Here is a 14,413-nt window from a genome sequence, read left to right as displayed (position 1 = left end):
TCTTGTGGCACCATCTGCGCATGAAACCCGACGACGACCCGGAAGCGCGCATTCGGCAGCTGGAGCAGGCCCACAACGGTGCCGTCGAACTGGGCACGTCGCAGCGGGCTGCCAACGACTACCAGACATCGGCCCTGCCCCCGCCGGTGTACGGTCCGCCGCACCAGTCGCCCTACACCGCGCCGCCGTTCGGCGTCTCCTTCCCGCCGGGGCCGACGAAGAGCGGCGCGCCGTTCGGGTTGATCTTCGGACTGGTCGGGGTCGTCATGGTGGCCATCGTCGTCGGCATCGGTGTGTTCGTGTGGACGCTGTCGTCGGCGCCGGAGGAGATCACGGGTCGCCCCGAGATTGCCAACGCGCCTGGAGACGAGCCCCGCTCCGGCAACGTCACGATCGGACCCTCGCGCGAGGCGCCGTCCGTATTGCCCACGCGGGCCGACGAGCCGCCGAAGGTCGCCGTCGCGCCGGCCGGCGGGCAGTACAGCGTGTCCGGGGTCGACGAGGACAAGACCATCGAATGCAACGGCAGCGACATCAGCGTCAGCGGTGTCAACAACACGGTGACCCTGCTCGGTCACTGCGTGCGCGTGACGGTGTCGGGCGTCGAGAACCAGGTGACCGTCGACAGCGTCGACCGTATCGGCGCCTCCGGGTTCGACAACCAGGTGGTCTACCACTCCGGCGCTCCCGAGGTGGACGCCACCTCGAGGAACACCGTCACCCGGGGTTAGGTGCGCCAGCCCAGGATTCGCTCGGCCAACTCCGGGCCGCAGTCCTCCTGCACGAAGTGGCTGCCGTTGATGCGTGCATGTGGTTGATCGGCCGCGCCGGGAACGTGCTCGATCAAGGGGCGATCAGCGCGGCCGAGGATGGGGTCCTTGGCCCCGAAGATGCACAGGAACGGTTTCTCCCAGCGCCCCAACGCTTCCCACGCCGCACGGTTGGCCGGTAGCGCGGGATCGTCCGGCTCGGTTGGCACCAGTGCGGGAAATGCGCGGGCGCCGGCCTGAAATCGCTTGTCGGGGAACGGCGCATCGTATCCGAACCGGATGCGCGCAGGCACGTCGGTGACCGTACCGAACGCGACGATGCGTCCGGCCGGAAAGACCGGCGAGTGACGCGCGAAGGCGCGCCAGAGGCGGAACGGCAGGTTGGCCGGGGTCTGCCCGGCCGGCAGGAAACCGTTGGCGACGACGATGCGCGCGATGCGCTCGCCCTGCTCGGCGGCGATGCGTAGCCCGATCAACGAGCCCCAGTCCTGCACGAAGATCGTGGTGTCGCGCAGGTCGAGCGCCGAGAACCACGACGTCACCCATTCGACGTGACGCAGGTAGGTGTAATCGTCTGTGCGACTGGGTTTGTCGGAGCGTCCGAACCCGATCAGGTCGGGTGCCAGAACGCGGCAGCCTCCGGCGGCCAGTGGCGGAATCATGGTGCGGTACAGGTAACTCCACGTCGGTTCGCCGTGCAGCAGGACGACCGGCGGGCCGTCGCGTGGGCCTTCGTCGACGTAGTGCATGCGCAGCGGCTCGGTGTCGGACGCGGTGACGTCGACGTAGTGCGGCGCGAACGGGTAGCCCGCGAGTTTTTCGAAGCGGTCGTCGGGCGTGCGTAGAACGTCCATTTGGTGCTCCTATCCGCCTCCTGCAGCTTAGGACGTATCCCCCGGTTCATGTGCCGGGCTGATCGGGTCCATGCGCGCCACGGGGCGTGACGGGTCCGAACTCCACTGCGACCATGAACCGGGAAACAGCGCGGCGTCCACTCCGACCGCCGCGAGGCCCGCGATCGTCACCGCCGCCGTCACACCCGAGCCGCAGTAGACCGCCACCTCGTCGTCGGCCACATCTTCGAAGACCCGGGCCAGCTCGTCGTCGGCCAGCAGCGTGCCGTCGTCGGCCAGCAGGCGGGTGCTCGGGATGTTGACCGCACCGGGGATGTGCCCGGCGACCGGGTCGACCGGTTCGATCTCACCGCGAAACCGTTCGGGTGCCCGCGCGTCGAGCAGGACTCCGCCCGGTTCGAGCAGCGCGTCGGCGGTGACGGTCCGGCGTGCCCCGGCGTAGAGATCGTCGTGGGCGACGGTCACGTCACCGGGCGCCGGTTCGACGGCCCCGGACTCCAGCTGGCCGCCGGCCGCCGTCCACGCCGCGAGCCCGCCGTCGAGGATGCGGACGTCGTCGATCCCGGCCGCCGTCAGCACCCACCAGGCGCGCGAGGACCCGGCGCGGTTCCAATCGTCGTAGACCACGACCGGCACCCCGTCCCGCAGGCCCCACCGGCGGGCGGCGGCTTGAAGCGCGGGTCCGGACGGCAATGGGTGCCGTCCGCGACCGTGCACGGTGTGATCGCTCAGTTCGTCCTCGAGCGACACGTACACCGCTCCGGGCAGGTGTCCCCGTTCGTAGGCGGCACGTCCGTCGGGCTCGGCGAGCTGCCAACGCACGTCCAGCAGCGTCAGCGGTTCACCCGCGTCGAGTCGCCGTGCCACCTCTGCGGCCGAGGTCCACACGGTGTCGCGCGTGTCCATACCTCAGACGGTAGCGGCGACCGGTGGTCCGATCTCCTCGGCCAACGTCTCGATGACGCGGGACAGTTCGTCGACCACCCAGCTGTCGCTGCGGCGCCGGTACACCTCGAGCAGCGAGCGGTAGTACCACAGATGCTCGTGTGGGTCGTCGGTGTTGAAGCGCTGCCACACCTTGGGCCCGAAGCGGCGCAAGTCGCGCAGGATCGCCCTGGCGTTGTCCAGTTTGTCGGCCATCGACACGCGAATCGCGCTGTCGGAGGCGGTGTTCAGGTGTTCGATGTAGCGCTGCTTCCGCTCGCGCCACGGCGGTTTGGGGGTGACGACCGTGTCGCTGCACTCCTCGACGATGGCGGCGACTTCGGGTCCGAAGCGCTCCTCGATCTTTGCGAGCGTCACGTCTCCGCCCTGGTCCTCGGCGGCGTCGTGCAGCAGCGCGGCGATCGCCTCGGTCTCGGTGCCGTCGGCTTCGATCACGAGTCCCGCGACCGACAGCAGATGACCGACGTAGGGCACCTCGCTGGCCTTGCGGGTCTGGGTGCGGTGCAGTTCGGCGGCGAACGCCAGCGCCTCCTGAAATTTCGGGCCCAGGCGCGGTGACGTCGTTTCGGTCACGTCATGCTCCTTCCTTCAGACCCACAGTGGCGGCGTTGCCGGCCGCGGCATCAGCGAGGGGCTTCCCTCACCCGATCGTCGACAAACGTCGACCGCCACGGCAAACGGGGGACGGTGTCGGACCGACCTCCTATCGTGGGCTGCGATGGCGCTTCACATCCATCGGGCGGAACGCACCGATCTTCTCGCCGACGGGCTCGGCGCCCTGCTTTCCGATCCCTTACCTGACCCGTTCGCCGAGGAATTGGTCATCGTTCCGGCCAAGGGTGTCGAGCGCTGGCTCAGTCAGCGGCTGAGCCACGTGCTCGGGCGTGGCGTGGGCACCGACGGCGTCTGCGCCGGTATCGCGTTTCGCAATCCCCGCTCGTTGATCGCCGAGCTGACCGGCACCGAGCGGGAGGACCCGTGGTCGCCCGAGACGATGGTGTGGCCGCTGATGGAGGTCATCGACGCCGCCTGCGTCGAGGACTGGTGCACACCGCTGGCCACTCACCTCGGCCACTTCGAAACCGGCGAGGAGAGAGAGCTGCGGCAGGGCCGGCGTTACGCGGTCGCCCGCAGGCTCGCGGGGCTGTTCGCCTCCTACGCCCGCCAGCGCCCGCAGCTGCTGGTCGACTGGGAGAACGGCGCCGACGGTGACATCCCGTCCGACCTCGCCTGGCAGCCGCCGCTGTGGCGCGCACTCATCGAGCGCATCGACGCCGACACACCGCACATCCGGCACGCGAAAACCGTTGTGCGGCTGAGGGAATCCCCGACCGACCTGCCCGCACGGCTGTCGCTGTTCGGGCACACCCGGTTGCCCAGCACCGAGATCGAGCTGCTCGACGCGCTGTCCACCCACCATGACCTGCACCTGTGGCTGCCCCATCCCAGCGACGATCTGTGGCAGCAACTCAAACAAACGCACGGCCAGATTCCCCGCCGCGAAGACACCAGCCACCGCCGAGTCGGCCATCCCCTGCTGGCCACCCTCGGCCGCGACCTTCGCGAACTGCAGCGTGCGCTGCCCGACGATGCGCACACCGACGAGTACCTCGGCGGCCGCGAGCACCCGGACACCCTTCTCGGGTGGCTGCAGTCCGACATCGCCGGCAACACGATCCGGCGAGAAGGCCGCGCGCACTCCGCCACCGACCGTTCGGTGCAGGTGCACAGCTGCCACGGGCCGGCCCGCCAGATCGACGTGCTCCGCGAAGTTCTGCTCGGACTGCTCGCCGACGACCGCACACTCGAACCCCGCGACATCCTCGTCATGTGCCCGGACATCGAGACCCACGCACCGCTGATCGTGGCCGGTTTCGGGCTGGGAGACATGATCACCGGGGTGCACCCGGCGCACCAGTTGCGGGTCCGGCTCGCCGACCGGTCACTCGTCCAGACCAATCCGCTGCTCGGGGTCGCCTCCCAGCTGCTGGCGTTGGCCGGCGGGCGGGCCACCTCGAGTGAGGTGCTCAACCTCGCGCAGGCCGCCCCCGTGCGCGCGCGCTTCGGCTTCACCGACGACAACCTCGAAGACATCACCCGTTGGGTGCGGCAGGCCAACATCCGCTGGGGCTTCGACGTCGAGCACCGCAGACCGTACGGCGTCGACTTCGTCCAGAACACATGGCGGTTCGGCATCGACCGCGTGCTGGCCGGGGTGGCCATGTCCGACGACTCCCACGCCTGGCTCGACGCCACGCTGCCGCTGGACGACGTGAGCAGCAACCGGGTCGACCTGGCCGGCCAACTCGCCGAGTACATCGATCGGCTGGGCCGTGCGGTCCAGTCCCTCGCCGGGACCCGACCACTCGCGCAGTGGCTGCAGGCGCTGACCGACAGCATCGGCTTGTTGGCCCGGGTGAACGACGACGATGCCTGGCAGACAGCGCAACTCGAGCGCGAGTTCGCCGATGTGCTCGCCACCGCGGGCCCCCGGGCCCACACGATGATGCGGCTGAGCGATATTCGCGCGCTGCTCGACCGCCACCTCGCGGGCAGGCCGACCCGCGCCAATTTCCGCACCGGCACCCTGACGGTGTGCACGATGGTGCCGATGCGGTCGGTGCCCCACCGGGTCGTGTGCCTGGTCGGTCTCGACGACGGGGTCTTCCCCCGGTTGGGTGTGGTCGACGGCGACGACGCGCTCGGCCGCGAGCCGATGACAGGGGAACGCGACATCCGTTCCGAGGACCGGCAATTGCTGCTCGACGCCATCGGCGCGGCCACCGAGACGCTGGTGATCACCTACACCGGCGCCAACGAGTACTCCGGTCAGGAACGCCCGCCGGCCGTTCCGCTCGCCGAACTGCTCGACACGCTCGACCGCACCACCGGACAGCCGGTCCGCGACACGATCGTGGTGCGACATCCCCTGCAGCCGTTCGACACCCGCAACGTCATTCCCGGCGAACTGATACCGGATGTGCCGTTCACGTTCGACTCCACGGTCAAACGCGCGGCACTCACCCGCGCGGCCGAACGCGCGCAACGGCCGCGATTCGTTTCGGGACCCCTGCCCGCACCCGCGGCCGACGACGTCGTGCTGGCCGACCTGGTCGCCTTCTTCCGCGATCCCGTGAAGGGGTTCTTCCGCGCGCTGGACTACACGTTGCCGTGGGAGGTCGACGGGGTCGAGGACGCGATGCCCGTCGACATCGATGCACTCGAGGAGTGGACGGTCGGCGATCGTGTACTGCGAGACATGTTGAGCGGCATGGATCCCGACCAGGCACGCCAAGCCGAGTGGCGCCGCGGCACGCTACCTCCCGGCCATCTCGGATGGCGTCGCGCGAAGGAAATCTGTGAGCAGGCCTCGCTCATCTCCGATGCCGCACGGCCGTACCGGGGTGCCGATCCGTCCGCGGTCGACATCGACGTCGAGATCGGTGGGGGCCGCCGCGTGTCCGGCACCGTGACACCCGTCTACGGCGAACGGCTGGTCTCGGTCACCTATTCCAAGCTCGACGGCCGGCACCTGTTGCAGCCGTGGATCCTGTTGTTGGCGTTGCTGGCTCACGATCCCGGCCGGGAGTGGAAGGCGATCAGCATCGGACGAGCCCGCCGTGGCGCCAATCCGCGAGTCGAATCCATCGGCCGACCCCCGGGGCCGGCGCGTGAGTTGCTGGCCGACCTGGTGGCGATGTACGACGAGGGCCGCCGCGAACCGCTACCGCTGCCGGTCAAGACGTCGTACGCGTGGGCCGAAGCCGTGCACGGTCACGGGGACCCCGAGCAGCGAGCCGGCTACAAGTGGCGCTCCGGCAGCTATCCCGGCGAAGAAGATGAGCCCGCATACAGACTGGCGTTCGGCAAGCCGACCTGGTTGAAGCACCTCGTCGAACGCGGTCTCGACACGTACGCCGGTCGGCTGTGGCTGCCGATGCTGCGGGCGCTGGAGACGTGATGGAACCCTTCGATCTCCTCGGTGATCTGCCCGCCGAACGCTCGACCACCCTGCTGGAAGCCAGCGCAGGCACCGGTAAGACGTTCGCGTTGGCCGGGCTGGTCACCCGCTATCTCGCCGAGGGTGTCGCGACGCTCGACCAGATGCTGTTGATCACCTTCAGCCGTGCGGCGACGCAGGAACTCCGCGACCGGGTGAGGCGCCAGATCGTGGACGCCGTACAGGCTTTCGCCGATCCGGCGAGGGTCGACGCCAACGAGATCATCGGGTACCTGCTCGACGGGACCCCGGACCAACTGGCCGAACGCGAAACCCATCTGCGCGACGCGCTGGCCGCGTTCGACGCCGCGACGATCGCCACCACCCACCAGTTCTGTCAGCTGGTGCTCAAATCGCTGGGCGTGGCGGGTAACAGCGACTCCGGAGTCACGCTGGTCGAGAGCCTCGAGGAGCTGGTCACCGAGATCGTCGACGACCTGTACCTGCACCACTTCGGCCGCGAGCGCGACAATCCGCTGCTGACCTATCGCGATGCGCTGCGGCTCGCCAAGGAGGTCGTCGAGCACCCCGCGACCGAGCTGCGGCCCGAGAACCCAGAACCGGACTCCCGCGCCGAGGTCTGCGTCCGCTTCGCCACAGACGTTCTCGCCGAGCTGGAGGTTCGCAAGCGGCGTAAGGGAATTCTCGGTTACGACGACCTGCTCAGCCGCCTGGCCGATGCGCTGGAGGCCGACGGCTCGGCCGCGCAGCTGCGCATGCACCAGCGCTGGCCGATCGTGATGGTCGACGAGTTCCAGGACACCGATCCCGTGCAGTGGCGGGTGATAGACCGCGCTTTCACCAACCGGTCGACGCTGATCCTGATCGGCGACCCCAAGCAGGCGATCTACGCGTTCCGTGGTGGCGACATCGTCACCTACCTGAGCGCGGCGTCGAAGGCCGACATCCAGAAGACGTTGGCCACCAACTGGCGCAGCGACGAGGCGCTGGTGACCCGGCTGCAGGCGGTGCTGCGCGGCGCGCAGTTGGGCCACGAGAAGATCGTCGTGCACGACGTCGCTGCCAAGCACACAGGTTCGCGGCTGGCCGGCGCACCGTGCACCGAGCCATTCCGGCTGCGGGTCGTGCGTCGAAACACTTTGGGCCGCAGCGGGATCAGTGTCTTGCCGATCGATCAGCTCCGCGACCACATCCCCAAGGATCTGGCAGCCGACATCGGTGCGCTGATCGACGCGGGTGCGACGTTCGACGGTCGCCTCCTCGGCGCCGGCGACATCGCGGTCATCGTCGAGAAGCACAAAGATGCCCGGGTCTGCTACCGCGCCCTGTGCGACGCCGGCATCCCCGCGGTGTACACCGGCGACTCCGACATCTTCGCCTCCGACGCCGCCGACGATTGGTTGGCATTGCTCGAGGCGTTCGACCAACCGCACCGGCCCGGCGTCGTGCGCGCGGCGTCCGCGACCATGTTCTTCGGGGAGACCGCCGAATCGCTCGTCGCGGGCGGCGACCGGCTGACCGACCGCATCGCGGAGACGTTGCGGGAGTGGGCCGGTCACGCCCGCGAGCGCGGGGTGGCGGCGATCTTCGAGGCCGCGCAACTCGCCGGCATGGGCGACCGGGTGCTGTCGTGGCGCAACGGTGAGCGGCAGATGACCGACCTGGCCCACATGACCCAGCTGCTGCAGGAGGCCGCCCACCGCGAGCACTTCACACTGCCCGCGCTGCGGGACTGGTTGCGGGCCCAGCGCGACGAGCGCAGCGGCGCCGCGGAGCGGTTCCGTCGCCTCGACAACGACGCCGCGGCCGTTCAGGTGATGACCGTGTTCGTCGCCAAGGGACTGCAGTTCCCGGTCGTCTACCTGCCGTTCGCGTTCAACCGTCACGTGTTCGAACCGGAGCTGGTGCTCTACCACGAAGGCGATACGCGGTGCCTGCACATCGGCGGCAACGACAGCCCGGACTTCCACGCGGTCTCGAAGGTGGGCCGCGAGGAGGACGCCAGCGATGACAGCCGCCTGATGTACGTCGCGATGACACGGGCGCAGTCGCAATTGGTCGTCTGGTGGGCGCCCTCCCGCGACGAACCGAACGGCGGGCTGTCCCGCCTGCTGCGCGGCCGACGGCCAGGTGAGCAGATGGTGCCCGATGTCATTGTCCCCGGCAAGGTTTCCGACGACGCCGCGCTGGCACGCTTCAAAGAGTGGGAAGCCGTCGGCGGTCCGACGATCGAGGAGTCGGTGCCGCGTCCGAGGCCTTCACGTCACGAGCCACCGAGCCCCATCGAAGTCGAGGCCCGCCACTTCCACCGTCCCATCGACACGGCATGGCGCCGGACGTCCTACAGCGGCCTGATCCGCGCGGTCGAGGCAACACCCGTCAGCAGTGAACCCGAAGTCGTCGAGCTCGACGACGAGGTCGCCGAAATCCCGTTGACCGCTGCGGCCGCCGGCGCCGACGTACCGTCGCCGATGGCCGAGCTGCCGACCGGCGCGAAGTTCGGTTCGCTGGTGCACGCCGTCCTCGAAACGGCGGATCCGTTCGCCGCCGACCTCGCCGCGGAGCTGGAGGATCGCATCCGCGAGCATTCCGTGTGGTGGCCGGTCGACGTCGACGCCGGCGAGCTGGCGGCGGCGATGGTGCCGATGCACGACACTCCGCTCGGACCGCTGGCAGGCGGCGCAACGCTTCGGCAGATCGGGCTGGGCGACCGGATGCGGGAGATGGACTTCGAATTTCCCTTGGCGGGTGGCGATCTGCGCGTGTCCACCCCCGACATCCGGCTCGCCCACGTCGGTGAGCTGCTGCGTGCCCATCTGTCCACGGACGACCCACTCGTGTCTTACGCGGAGCGGTTGACCGGAGCGGGACTGGGACCGCAGCCGCTGAAGGGATATATGTCGGGCTCGGTGGACGCGGTCCTGCGGATCGACGGTCGCTACCTCGTGGTCGACTACAAGACCAACTGGCTCGGCGACCCCGATCGAGTCCTCACCGCAGCCGACTACTCGCGGCCGCGGCTGGCCGAGGCCATGCTGCACTCCGACTACCCGCTGCAGGCGCTGCTGTACACCGTTGTGCTGCATCGATTTCTGCGGTGGCGGTTGGCCGGATACACGCCCGAACACCACCTGGGCGGCGTGCTGTATCTGTTCCTGCGCGGGATGTGCGGGCCGGACACCCCGACCGTAGACGGCCATCCCGCCGGTGTGTTCAGCTGGCAACCGCCGGCGGCGTTGATCACCGCCCTGTCGGATCTGCTCGACGCGGGCAGGGCCGCAGCGTGACCGGTGTGGAGTGGCGGCGAGCGATCAGCGCCACCGGACTGCTGCGCACCTTCACCGACGCCGAAGTCCTCGACCCGTCGGATGTGCATGTCGCGCAACGACTCTGCGATCTGGTCGAAGCGCCCGACGAGCGAGTGTCGCTCGCGATCGCGCTCGTGGTGCGGGCCCTGCGCAACGGTTCGGTATGCCTGGACCTGCGGACAGTCGAACAGCAGGTGAGTTTCGACGGGCTGCCGTGGCCTGCCGTCGACGACTGGCTCGCCGCCATCGCCGCACACCCGTTGACCGGCCAACCACCGGTGCTGCATGTCGACGGGGACCTGCTGTACCTCGATCGGTACTGGCTGGAGGAACAACAGGTCTGCGACGACATCTCCTCGATGATCGCCGAGCGGCCAGCCCAGGCGGTGCCCGATCTCGAGAGGTTGTTTCCAGCGGGCTTCGAGGAGCAACGCGCCGCGGCGGAGCTGGCGCTCTCGCAGGGCTTGACGGTGCTCACCGGCGGCCCGGGCACGGGTAAGACGACGACGGTCGCGCGCCTGCTCGCGCTTCTCGCGAGCGGGACGCGACCGCGGATCGCGTTGGCGGCGCCGACCGGCAAGGCAGCGGCGCGGCTGCAGGAGGCCGTGCAACTGGAGGTCGACAAGCTCGACGCGGTCGACCGCGAAGCGCTGTCAGGACTGCACGCGACCACGTTGCACCGCCTGCTCGGTAGTCGCCCGGACACCTCGGCGCGGTTCCGGCACAACCGCGCCAACAGGTTGCCGCATGACGTGATCGTCGTCGACGAGACGTCGATGGTGTCGCTGACGATGATGGCGCGACTGCTGGAGGCGGTGCGGCCGGACGCCCGGCTCATCCTGGTCGGCGACCCGGACCAGTTGGCGTCCGTGGAGGCGGGTGCGGTGCTCGCCGATCTGGTCGACGGCCTCGGGGAGGGCCGGATCGCGGAGTTGAAGACGTCGCACCGGTTCGGCGAGTCGATTGGGCGGCTGGCCACCGCGATCCGCGCCGGCGACGAGGACACCGTCATCGACGTGCTGCGCTCCGGCGGAGAGCACATCGAGTGGGTCGACACCGAGCAACCATCCGACCAGCTTCGTAAGGTGTTGATGCCCAACGCTATTGCCTTGCGCACCGCGGCGATTCTCGGTGACGCCGATGCGGCGTTGAGCATCTTGACCGAACACCGGCTGCTGTGTGCGCATCGGCGCGGCCCGTTCGGCGTGCGGTACTGGAACTACCAGGTGGAGCGCTGGCTGTCGGAGTTGACGGGCGAGCCGATCTGGTCGACGTGGTACGCCGGACGACCGGTGCTGGTGAGCGCGAACGACTACGGGCTCAACCTCTACAACGGCGACACCGGTGTCACGGTGCTCCGCGACGGTGTGCTGCGCGCGGTCATCGCGGGCACCGAGCGGCTGGAGTTCGCGACCAGCCGGCTCGCCGAGGTCGACACGATGCATGCAATGACGATCCACAAATCGCAGGGCAGCCAGGCCGACGAGGTCACCGTGCTGTTGCCCCCGCAGGATTCGCGGCTGCTCTCCCGCGAGCTGTTCTACACCGCGGTCACCAGGGCCAAGAAGAGGATCCGGGTCGTCGGTCCGCAGGCCTCGGTGCGGGCCGCCGTGCAACGCCGGGCGGTCCGAGCGTCGGGTCTGGCGCGGCGGCTGCGCAACGCCTGACCCCCTTTCCTTCTGCCGCGAACGTGGGTTACCCGCACGTTTTCGCGCTCTGATGCGTGCGGGTAACCCACGTTCGGCGAGGGGCAGGACGCGCTCGCGATGTTTAGCGTCACCTGCACACAGGGCACTCCCTTCCGGCGATTGTGGCGTAGCACACACCACCGGGTGGACGGAGCCGGCAATGAGCACGGAGAACCAGGTCACGCCGACGGACGTCGACAAGGCACTACTCGGAAGCGCGACCTACCGAAGTCTCGGCGAGCAGAAGCTCTCCCCGCAGGAGGAACGGTTCGAGAAGGGGCGCCGCACGATCGGCCTGTTCCTCGCCCCGTTGCTGACCGTCGTCTTCCTCGTCCTGCCGATCGACATCCCGCGCGAACAACAGGTGCTCGGCGCGGTCCTGCTCGGCGTGATCGCGCTGTGGATCAGCGAGGCGGTGCCGATCCCGATCGGCGGCCTGCTCGGCGTCGCGGTCGCGGTGTTCCTCGGGGTCGCACCGGTCGACGATGTCCTCGGCCCCTTCGGATCGTCGACCATCTTCACGTTCATCGGGGCGTTCATCCTCGCCCAGGCGATGCTCAAACACGGTGTCGCGCGGCGCTTCGCATTCCGCATCCTGGCCCTGCCGCGGGCCGGTCGCTCCACCACCGGGGTCATCATCGCGTTCGGCGCGATCACATGCCTGCTGTCCGCATTCGTCTCCAACACCGCGACAGTGGCGATGCTGCTGCCCACCGCGATCGGCATCCTGTCCGTCGTCGCCAAACTGCTGCAGCAGCGCGGCGACGTCGAACCCGACTTCGACCCGCACCGGCTGCGGGTCGACTTCGACCCGCACCGGCTGCGGGTGGGCACCGCCCTCATGCTGATGCTGGCCTACGGCGCCAGCGTCGGTGGCCTGCTCACCCCCGTCGGCAGCCCGCCGAACCTGATCGGGCGCGGACTGATCGAAGAGGCCACCGGTGAGCGGATCAGCTTCGGCCAGTGGATGGTCATGGCCATCCCCATCTGCTTCGTGATGTTCCTTCTGCTGACGCTGATCCTGCTGCGGCTCAACAAGCCCGAGATCAAACGCATCGACGGCGTGGCCGAGTACGTCGCCGGCGAGCGCGAGAAGTTGGGGTCGCTGTCGCGGGCGGAGAAGAACACCCTGATCGCCTTCGGCATCACGGTGACGCTGTGGGTCCTTCCCGGCGTGGTCGCGTTGATCACCGGCACCGAGTCGAACACGTACGAATTCGTCAGCGATCGCCTCGACGAGGGAGTGGTCGCGGTGTTCGGCGCGTCGCTGCTGTTCCTGCTGCCGACGGACTGGCGCAGCAGGGAATTCACCTTGCGCTGGAAGGACGCTGCCGAAATCGACTGGGGCACAATCATCTTGTTCGGCACCGGCATCATCTTCGGCTCGCTGATCTCGTCAACCGGGCTGGCCGAGACCATCGGCACCTCCGTCAACGACGCACTCGGCCTGTCGAGCAGCGTCGCGATCACCGTCTTCGCGGTGCTGCTCGCGATCATCGTCTCCGAAACCACCAGCAACACCGCGTCCGCTGCCGTGGTCGTGCCGATCGTCATCCCCGTTGCCGTGGCCGCAGGCGTGAACCCGTTCGTGCCCGCACTGGCGGCGACGTTCGCGGCGTCGTTCGGCTTCATGCTGCCGGTGTCCACCCCGCAGAACGCGATCGTCTACGGCTCGGGCGTCGTCCCGATCACGAAGATGATCCGCTCCGGCGTCGCGTTCGACATCGCGGGCGCGATCCTGATCATCATCTTGTTACCGCTGATGATCAGCCTCCTGGGGTTGGGTACATGACCGCACCGTCGGCCGAGCCGGCAACCCGATCAATCGCCGTCATTCCCGGTGACGGGATCGGCACCGAGGTGATCGTGTCGGCGCGCGCGGTGCTGGACGCCGTGGGGCACAAGCACGGAATAGCGTTGTCCTACACCGAGTTCGACTGGTCGTGTCAGCGCTACGCGGAGGAGGGCGCGATGATGCCCGCCGACGGAATCGACACACTGCGCGGGTTCGACGCCATCCTCCTGGGCGCGGTCGGGTGGCCGGGCGTCCCCGACCACGTGTCGCTGTGGGGGCTGCTCATCCCGATCCGCCGCGCCTTCCGCCAGTACGTGAACATGCGACCGATCCGGGTGTTCGACGGCGTCGAAAGCCCGCTTCGGACGGCCGATGACGTCGACTTCGTCGTGGTCCGCGAGAACGTCGAAGGCGAGTACAGCGAGATCGGCGGGCGGCTGAACCGCGGCTTCCCCGACGAAATGGCACTGCAGGAATCGGTTTTCACGCGAAGCGGGGTCGGCCGCATCGCGGACTTCGCGTTCGAGCTCGCGCGCACCCGACGCGGTTACGTGACATCGGCGACCAAGTCGAACGGCATCGTGCACACGCTGCCGTTCTGGGACGAGGTGGTCGCGGAGCGCGCGTCGCGCTACCCGGACGTGCGGTTCGACAGCGAGCACATCGACGCGCTGGCCGCCAAATTCGTGTTGCAGCCGCGGCGGTTCGACGTCGTCGTCGGCTCAAACCTGTTCGGCGACATCCTCAGTGACCTCGCGGCCGCGGTGGCGGGTTCGATCGGGATAGCCCCGTCGGCCAATCTGGACCCCACCAAGCAGTACCCGTCGATGTTCGAGCCCGTGCACGGCTCGGCACCCGACATCGCCGGGGAGGGCATCGCCAACCCGATCGGCGCGGTGTGGTCGGCGGCCCTGATGCTCGAGCACCTCGGACACGCGGCGGCCGCCGCTGAGGTGATGGCCGCCGTCGAGTCGACGTTGGCGGCCCCCGAGACCCGGACCGGGGACCTGGGTGGGCGGGCGTCGACATCGGAGGTGACCGACGCGCTCGTCGCACGTTTGGGGTGAAGGGACAACTCAGCACATACAGGTT

At 68.7% G+C, this 14,413-nt stretch carries 9 protein-coding genes; 6 read left to right on the top strand and 3 right to left on the bottom strand.

The genetic code is table 11. The annotated features are described in order from the left end of the window. Positions 1-20: 20 nt before the first annotated feature. Positions 21-731, top strand: a complete 711-nt coding sequence (locus AU193_RS03265; protein WP_064420912.1) for a DUF3060 domain-containing protein — start codon at positions 21-23, stop codon at positions 729-731. Here the strand turns inward: AU193_RS03265 and AU193_RS03260 are convergent. Genes AU193_RS03260 through AU193_RS03250 form a run of 3 tightly spaced genes read right to left on the bottom strand, consistent with a single transcriptional unit; the run spans position 728 to position 3,142 of the window. Next, complete coding sequence (locus tag AU193_RS03260) at positions 728-1,624, bottom strand: haloalkane dehalogenase (RefSeq protein ID WP_064420911.1); 897 nt, start codon at positions 1,622-1,624, stop codon at positions 728-730. The genes AU193_RS03265 and AU193_RS03260 overlap by 4 nt on opposite strands. A gap of 27 nt (positions 1,625-1,651) precedes the next feature. Continuing rightward, the gene (locus AU193_RS03255) at positions 1,652-2,530 is read right to left on the bottom strand and encodes a sulfurtransferase (protein WP_064420910.1); all 879 of its coding nucleotides are present in this window, start codon (positions 2,528-2,530) and stop codon (positions 1,652-1,654) included. Between the two features lie 3 nt (positions 2,531-2,533). Beyond that, positions 2,534-3,142 (bottom strand): HD domain-containing protein, encoded by a 609-nt coding sequence (locus tag AU193_RS03250; protein WP_064420909.1) that lies wholly within the window; start codon positions 3,140-3,142, stop codon positions 2,534-2,536. A gap of 145 nt (positions 3,143-3,287) precedes the next feature. Between AU193_RS03250 and recC the strand changes: the two genes are divergently transcribed. From recC to AU193_RS03225, 5 genes are all read left to right on the top strand, one after another. Continuing rightward, positions 3,288-6,530, top strand: coding sequence for an exodeoxyribonuclease V subunit gamma (gene recC, locus AU193_RS03245; protein WP_064420908.1), 3,243 nt, complete (start codon positions 3,288-3,290; stop codon positions 6,528-6,530). After that, on the top strand, positions 6,530-9,817 hold the full coding sequence (recB, locus tag AU193_RS03240) for an exodeoxyribonuclease V subunit beta (RefSeq protein ID WP_064420967.1): 3,288 nt from the start codon (positions 6,530-6,532) through the stop codon (positions 9,815-9,817). The genes recC and recB overlap by 1 nt, the downstream gene beginning before the upstream one ends. 38 nt (positions 9,818-9,855) lie before the next feature. Further along, positions 9,856-11,505, top strand: a complete 1,650-nt coding sequence (gene recD, locus AU193_RS03235; RefSeq protein WP_064420966.1) for an exodeoxyribonuclease V subunit alpha — start codon at positions 9,856-9,858, stop codon at positions 11,503-11,505. Between the two features lie 181 nt (positions 11,506-11,686). Further along, positions 11,687-13,318, top strand: a complete 1,632-nt coding sequence (locus AU193_RS03230; protein ID WP_064420907.1) for a DASS family sodium-coupled anion symporter — start codon at positions 11,687-11,689, stop codon at positions 13,316-13,318. Next, positions 13,315-14,388: a tartrate dehydrogenase gene (locus AU193_RS03225; RefSeq protein ID WP_064420906.1), complete on the top strand. Its 1,074-nt coding sequence runs from the start codon at positions 13,315-13,317 to the stop codon at positions 14,386-14,388. The genes AU193_RS03230 and AU193_RS03225 overlap by 4 nt, the downstream gene beginning before the upstream one ends. The last annotated feature ends 25 nt before the right edge of the window (positions 14,389-14,413 follow it).

Origin of the sequence: Mycobacterium sp. GA-1285, from assembly GCF_001499905.1 — a bacterium.
GTDB lineage: Bacteria > Actinomycetota > Actinomycetes > Mycobacteriales > Mycobacteriaceae > Mycobacterium.
Note: the sequence above shows the minus strand (reverse complement) of the source record. Positions and strands in the feature narration are given on the sequence as shown.

What these genes read in the sequence shown, in the direction of transcription:
- AU193_RS03265 (WP_064420912.1), top strand. Translation starts at nt 21, where the DNA reads ATGAAACCCGACGACGACCCGGAAGCGCGCATTCGGCAGCTGGAGCAG.
- AU193_RS03260 (WP_064420911.1), bottom strand. Translation starts at nt 1,624, where the DNA reads ATGGACGTTCTACGCACGCCCGACGACCGCTTCGAAAAACTCGCGGGC.
- AU193_RS03255 (WP_064420910.1), bottom strand. Translation starts at nt 2,530, where the DNA reads ATGGACACGCGCGACACCGTGTGGACCTCGGCCGCAGAGGTGGCACGG.
- recC (WP_064420908.1), top strand. Translation starts at nt 3,288, where the DNA reads ATGGCGCTTCACATCCATCGGGCGGAACGCACCGATCTTCTCGCCGAC.
- recB (WP_064420967.1), top strand. Translation starts at nt 6,530, where the DNA reads ATGGAACCCTTCGATCTCCTCGGTGATCTGCCCGCCGAACGCTCGACC.
- AU193_RS03230 (WP_064420907.1), top strand. Translation starts at nt 11,687, where the DNA reads ATGAGCACGGAGAACCAGGTCACGCCGACGGACGTCGACAAGGCACTA.
- AU193_RS03225 (WP_064420906.1), top strand. Translation starts at nt 13,315, where the DNA reads ATGACCGCACCGTCGGCCGAGCCGGCAACCCGATCAATCGCCGTCATT.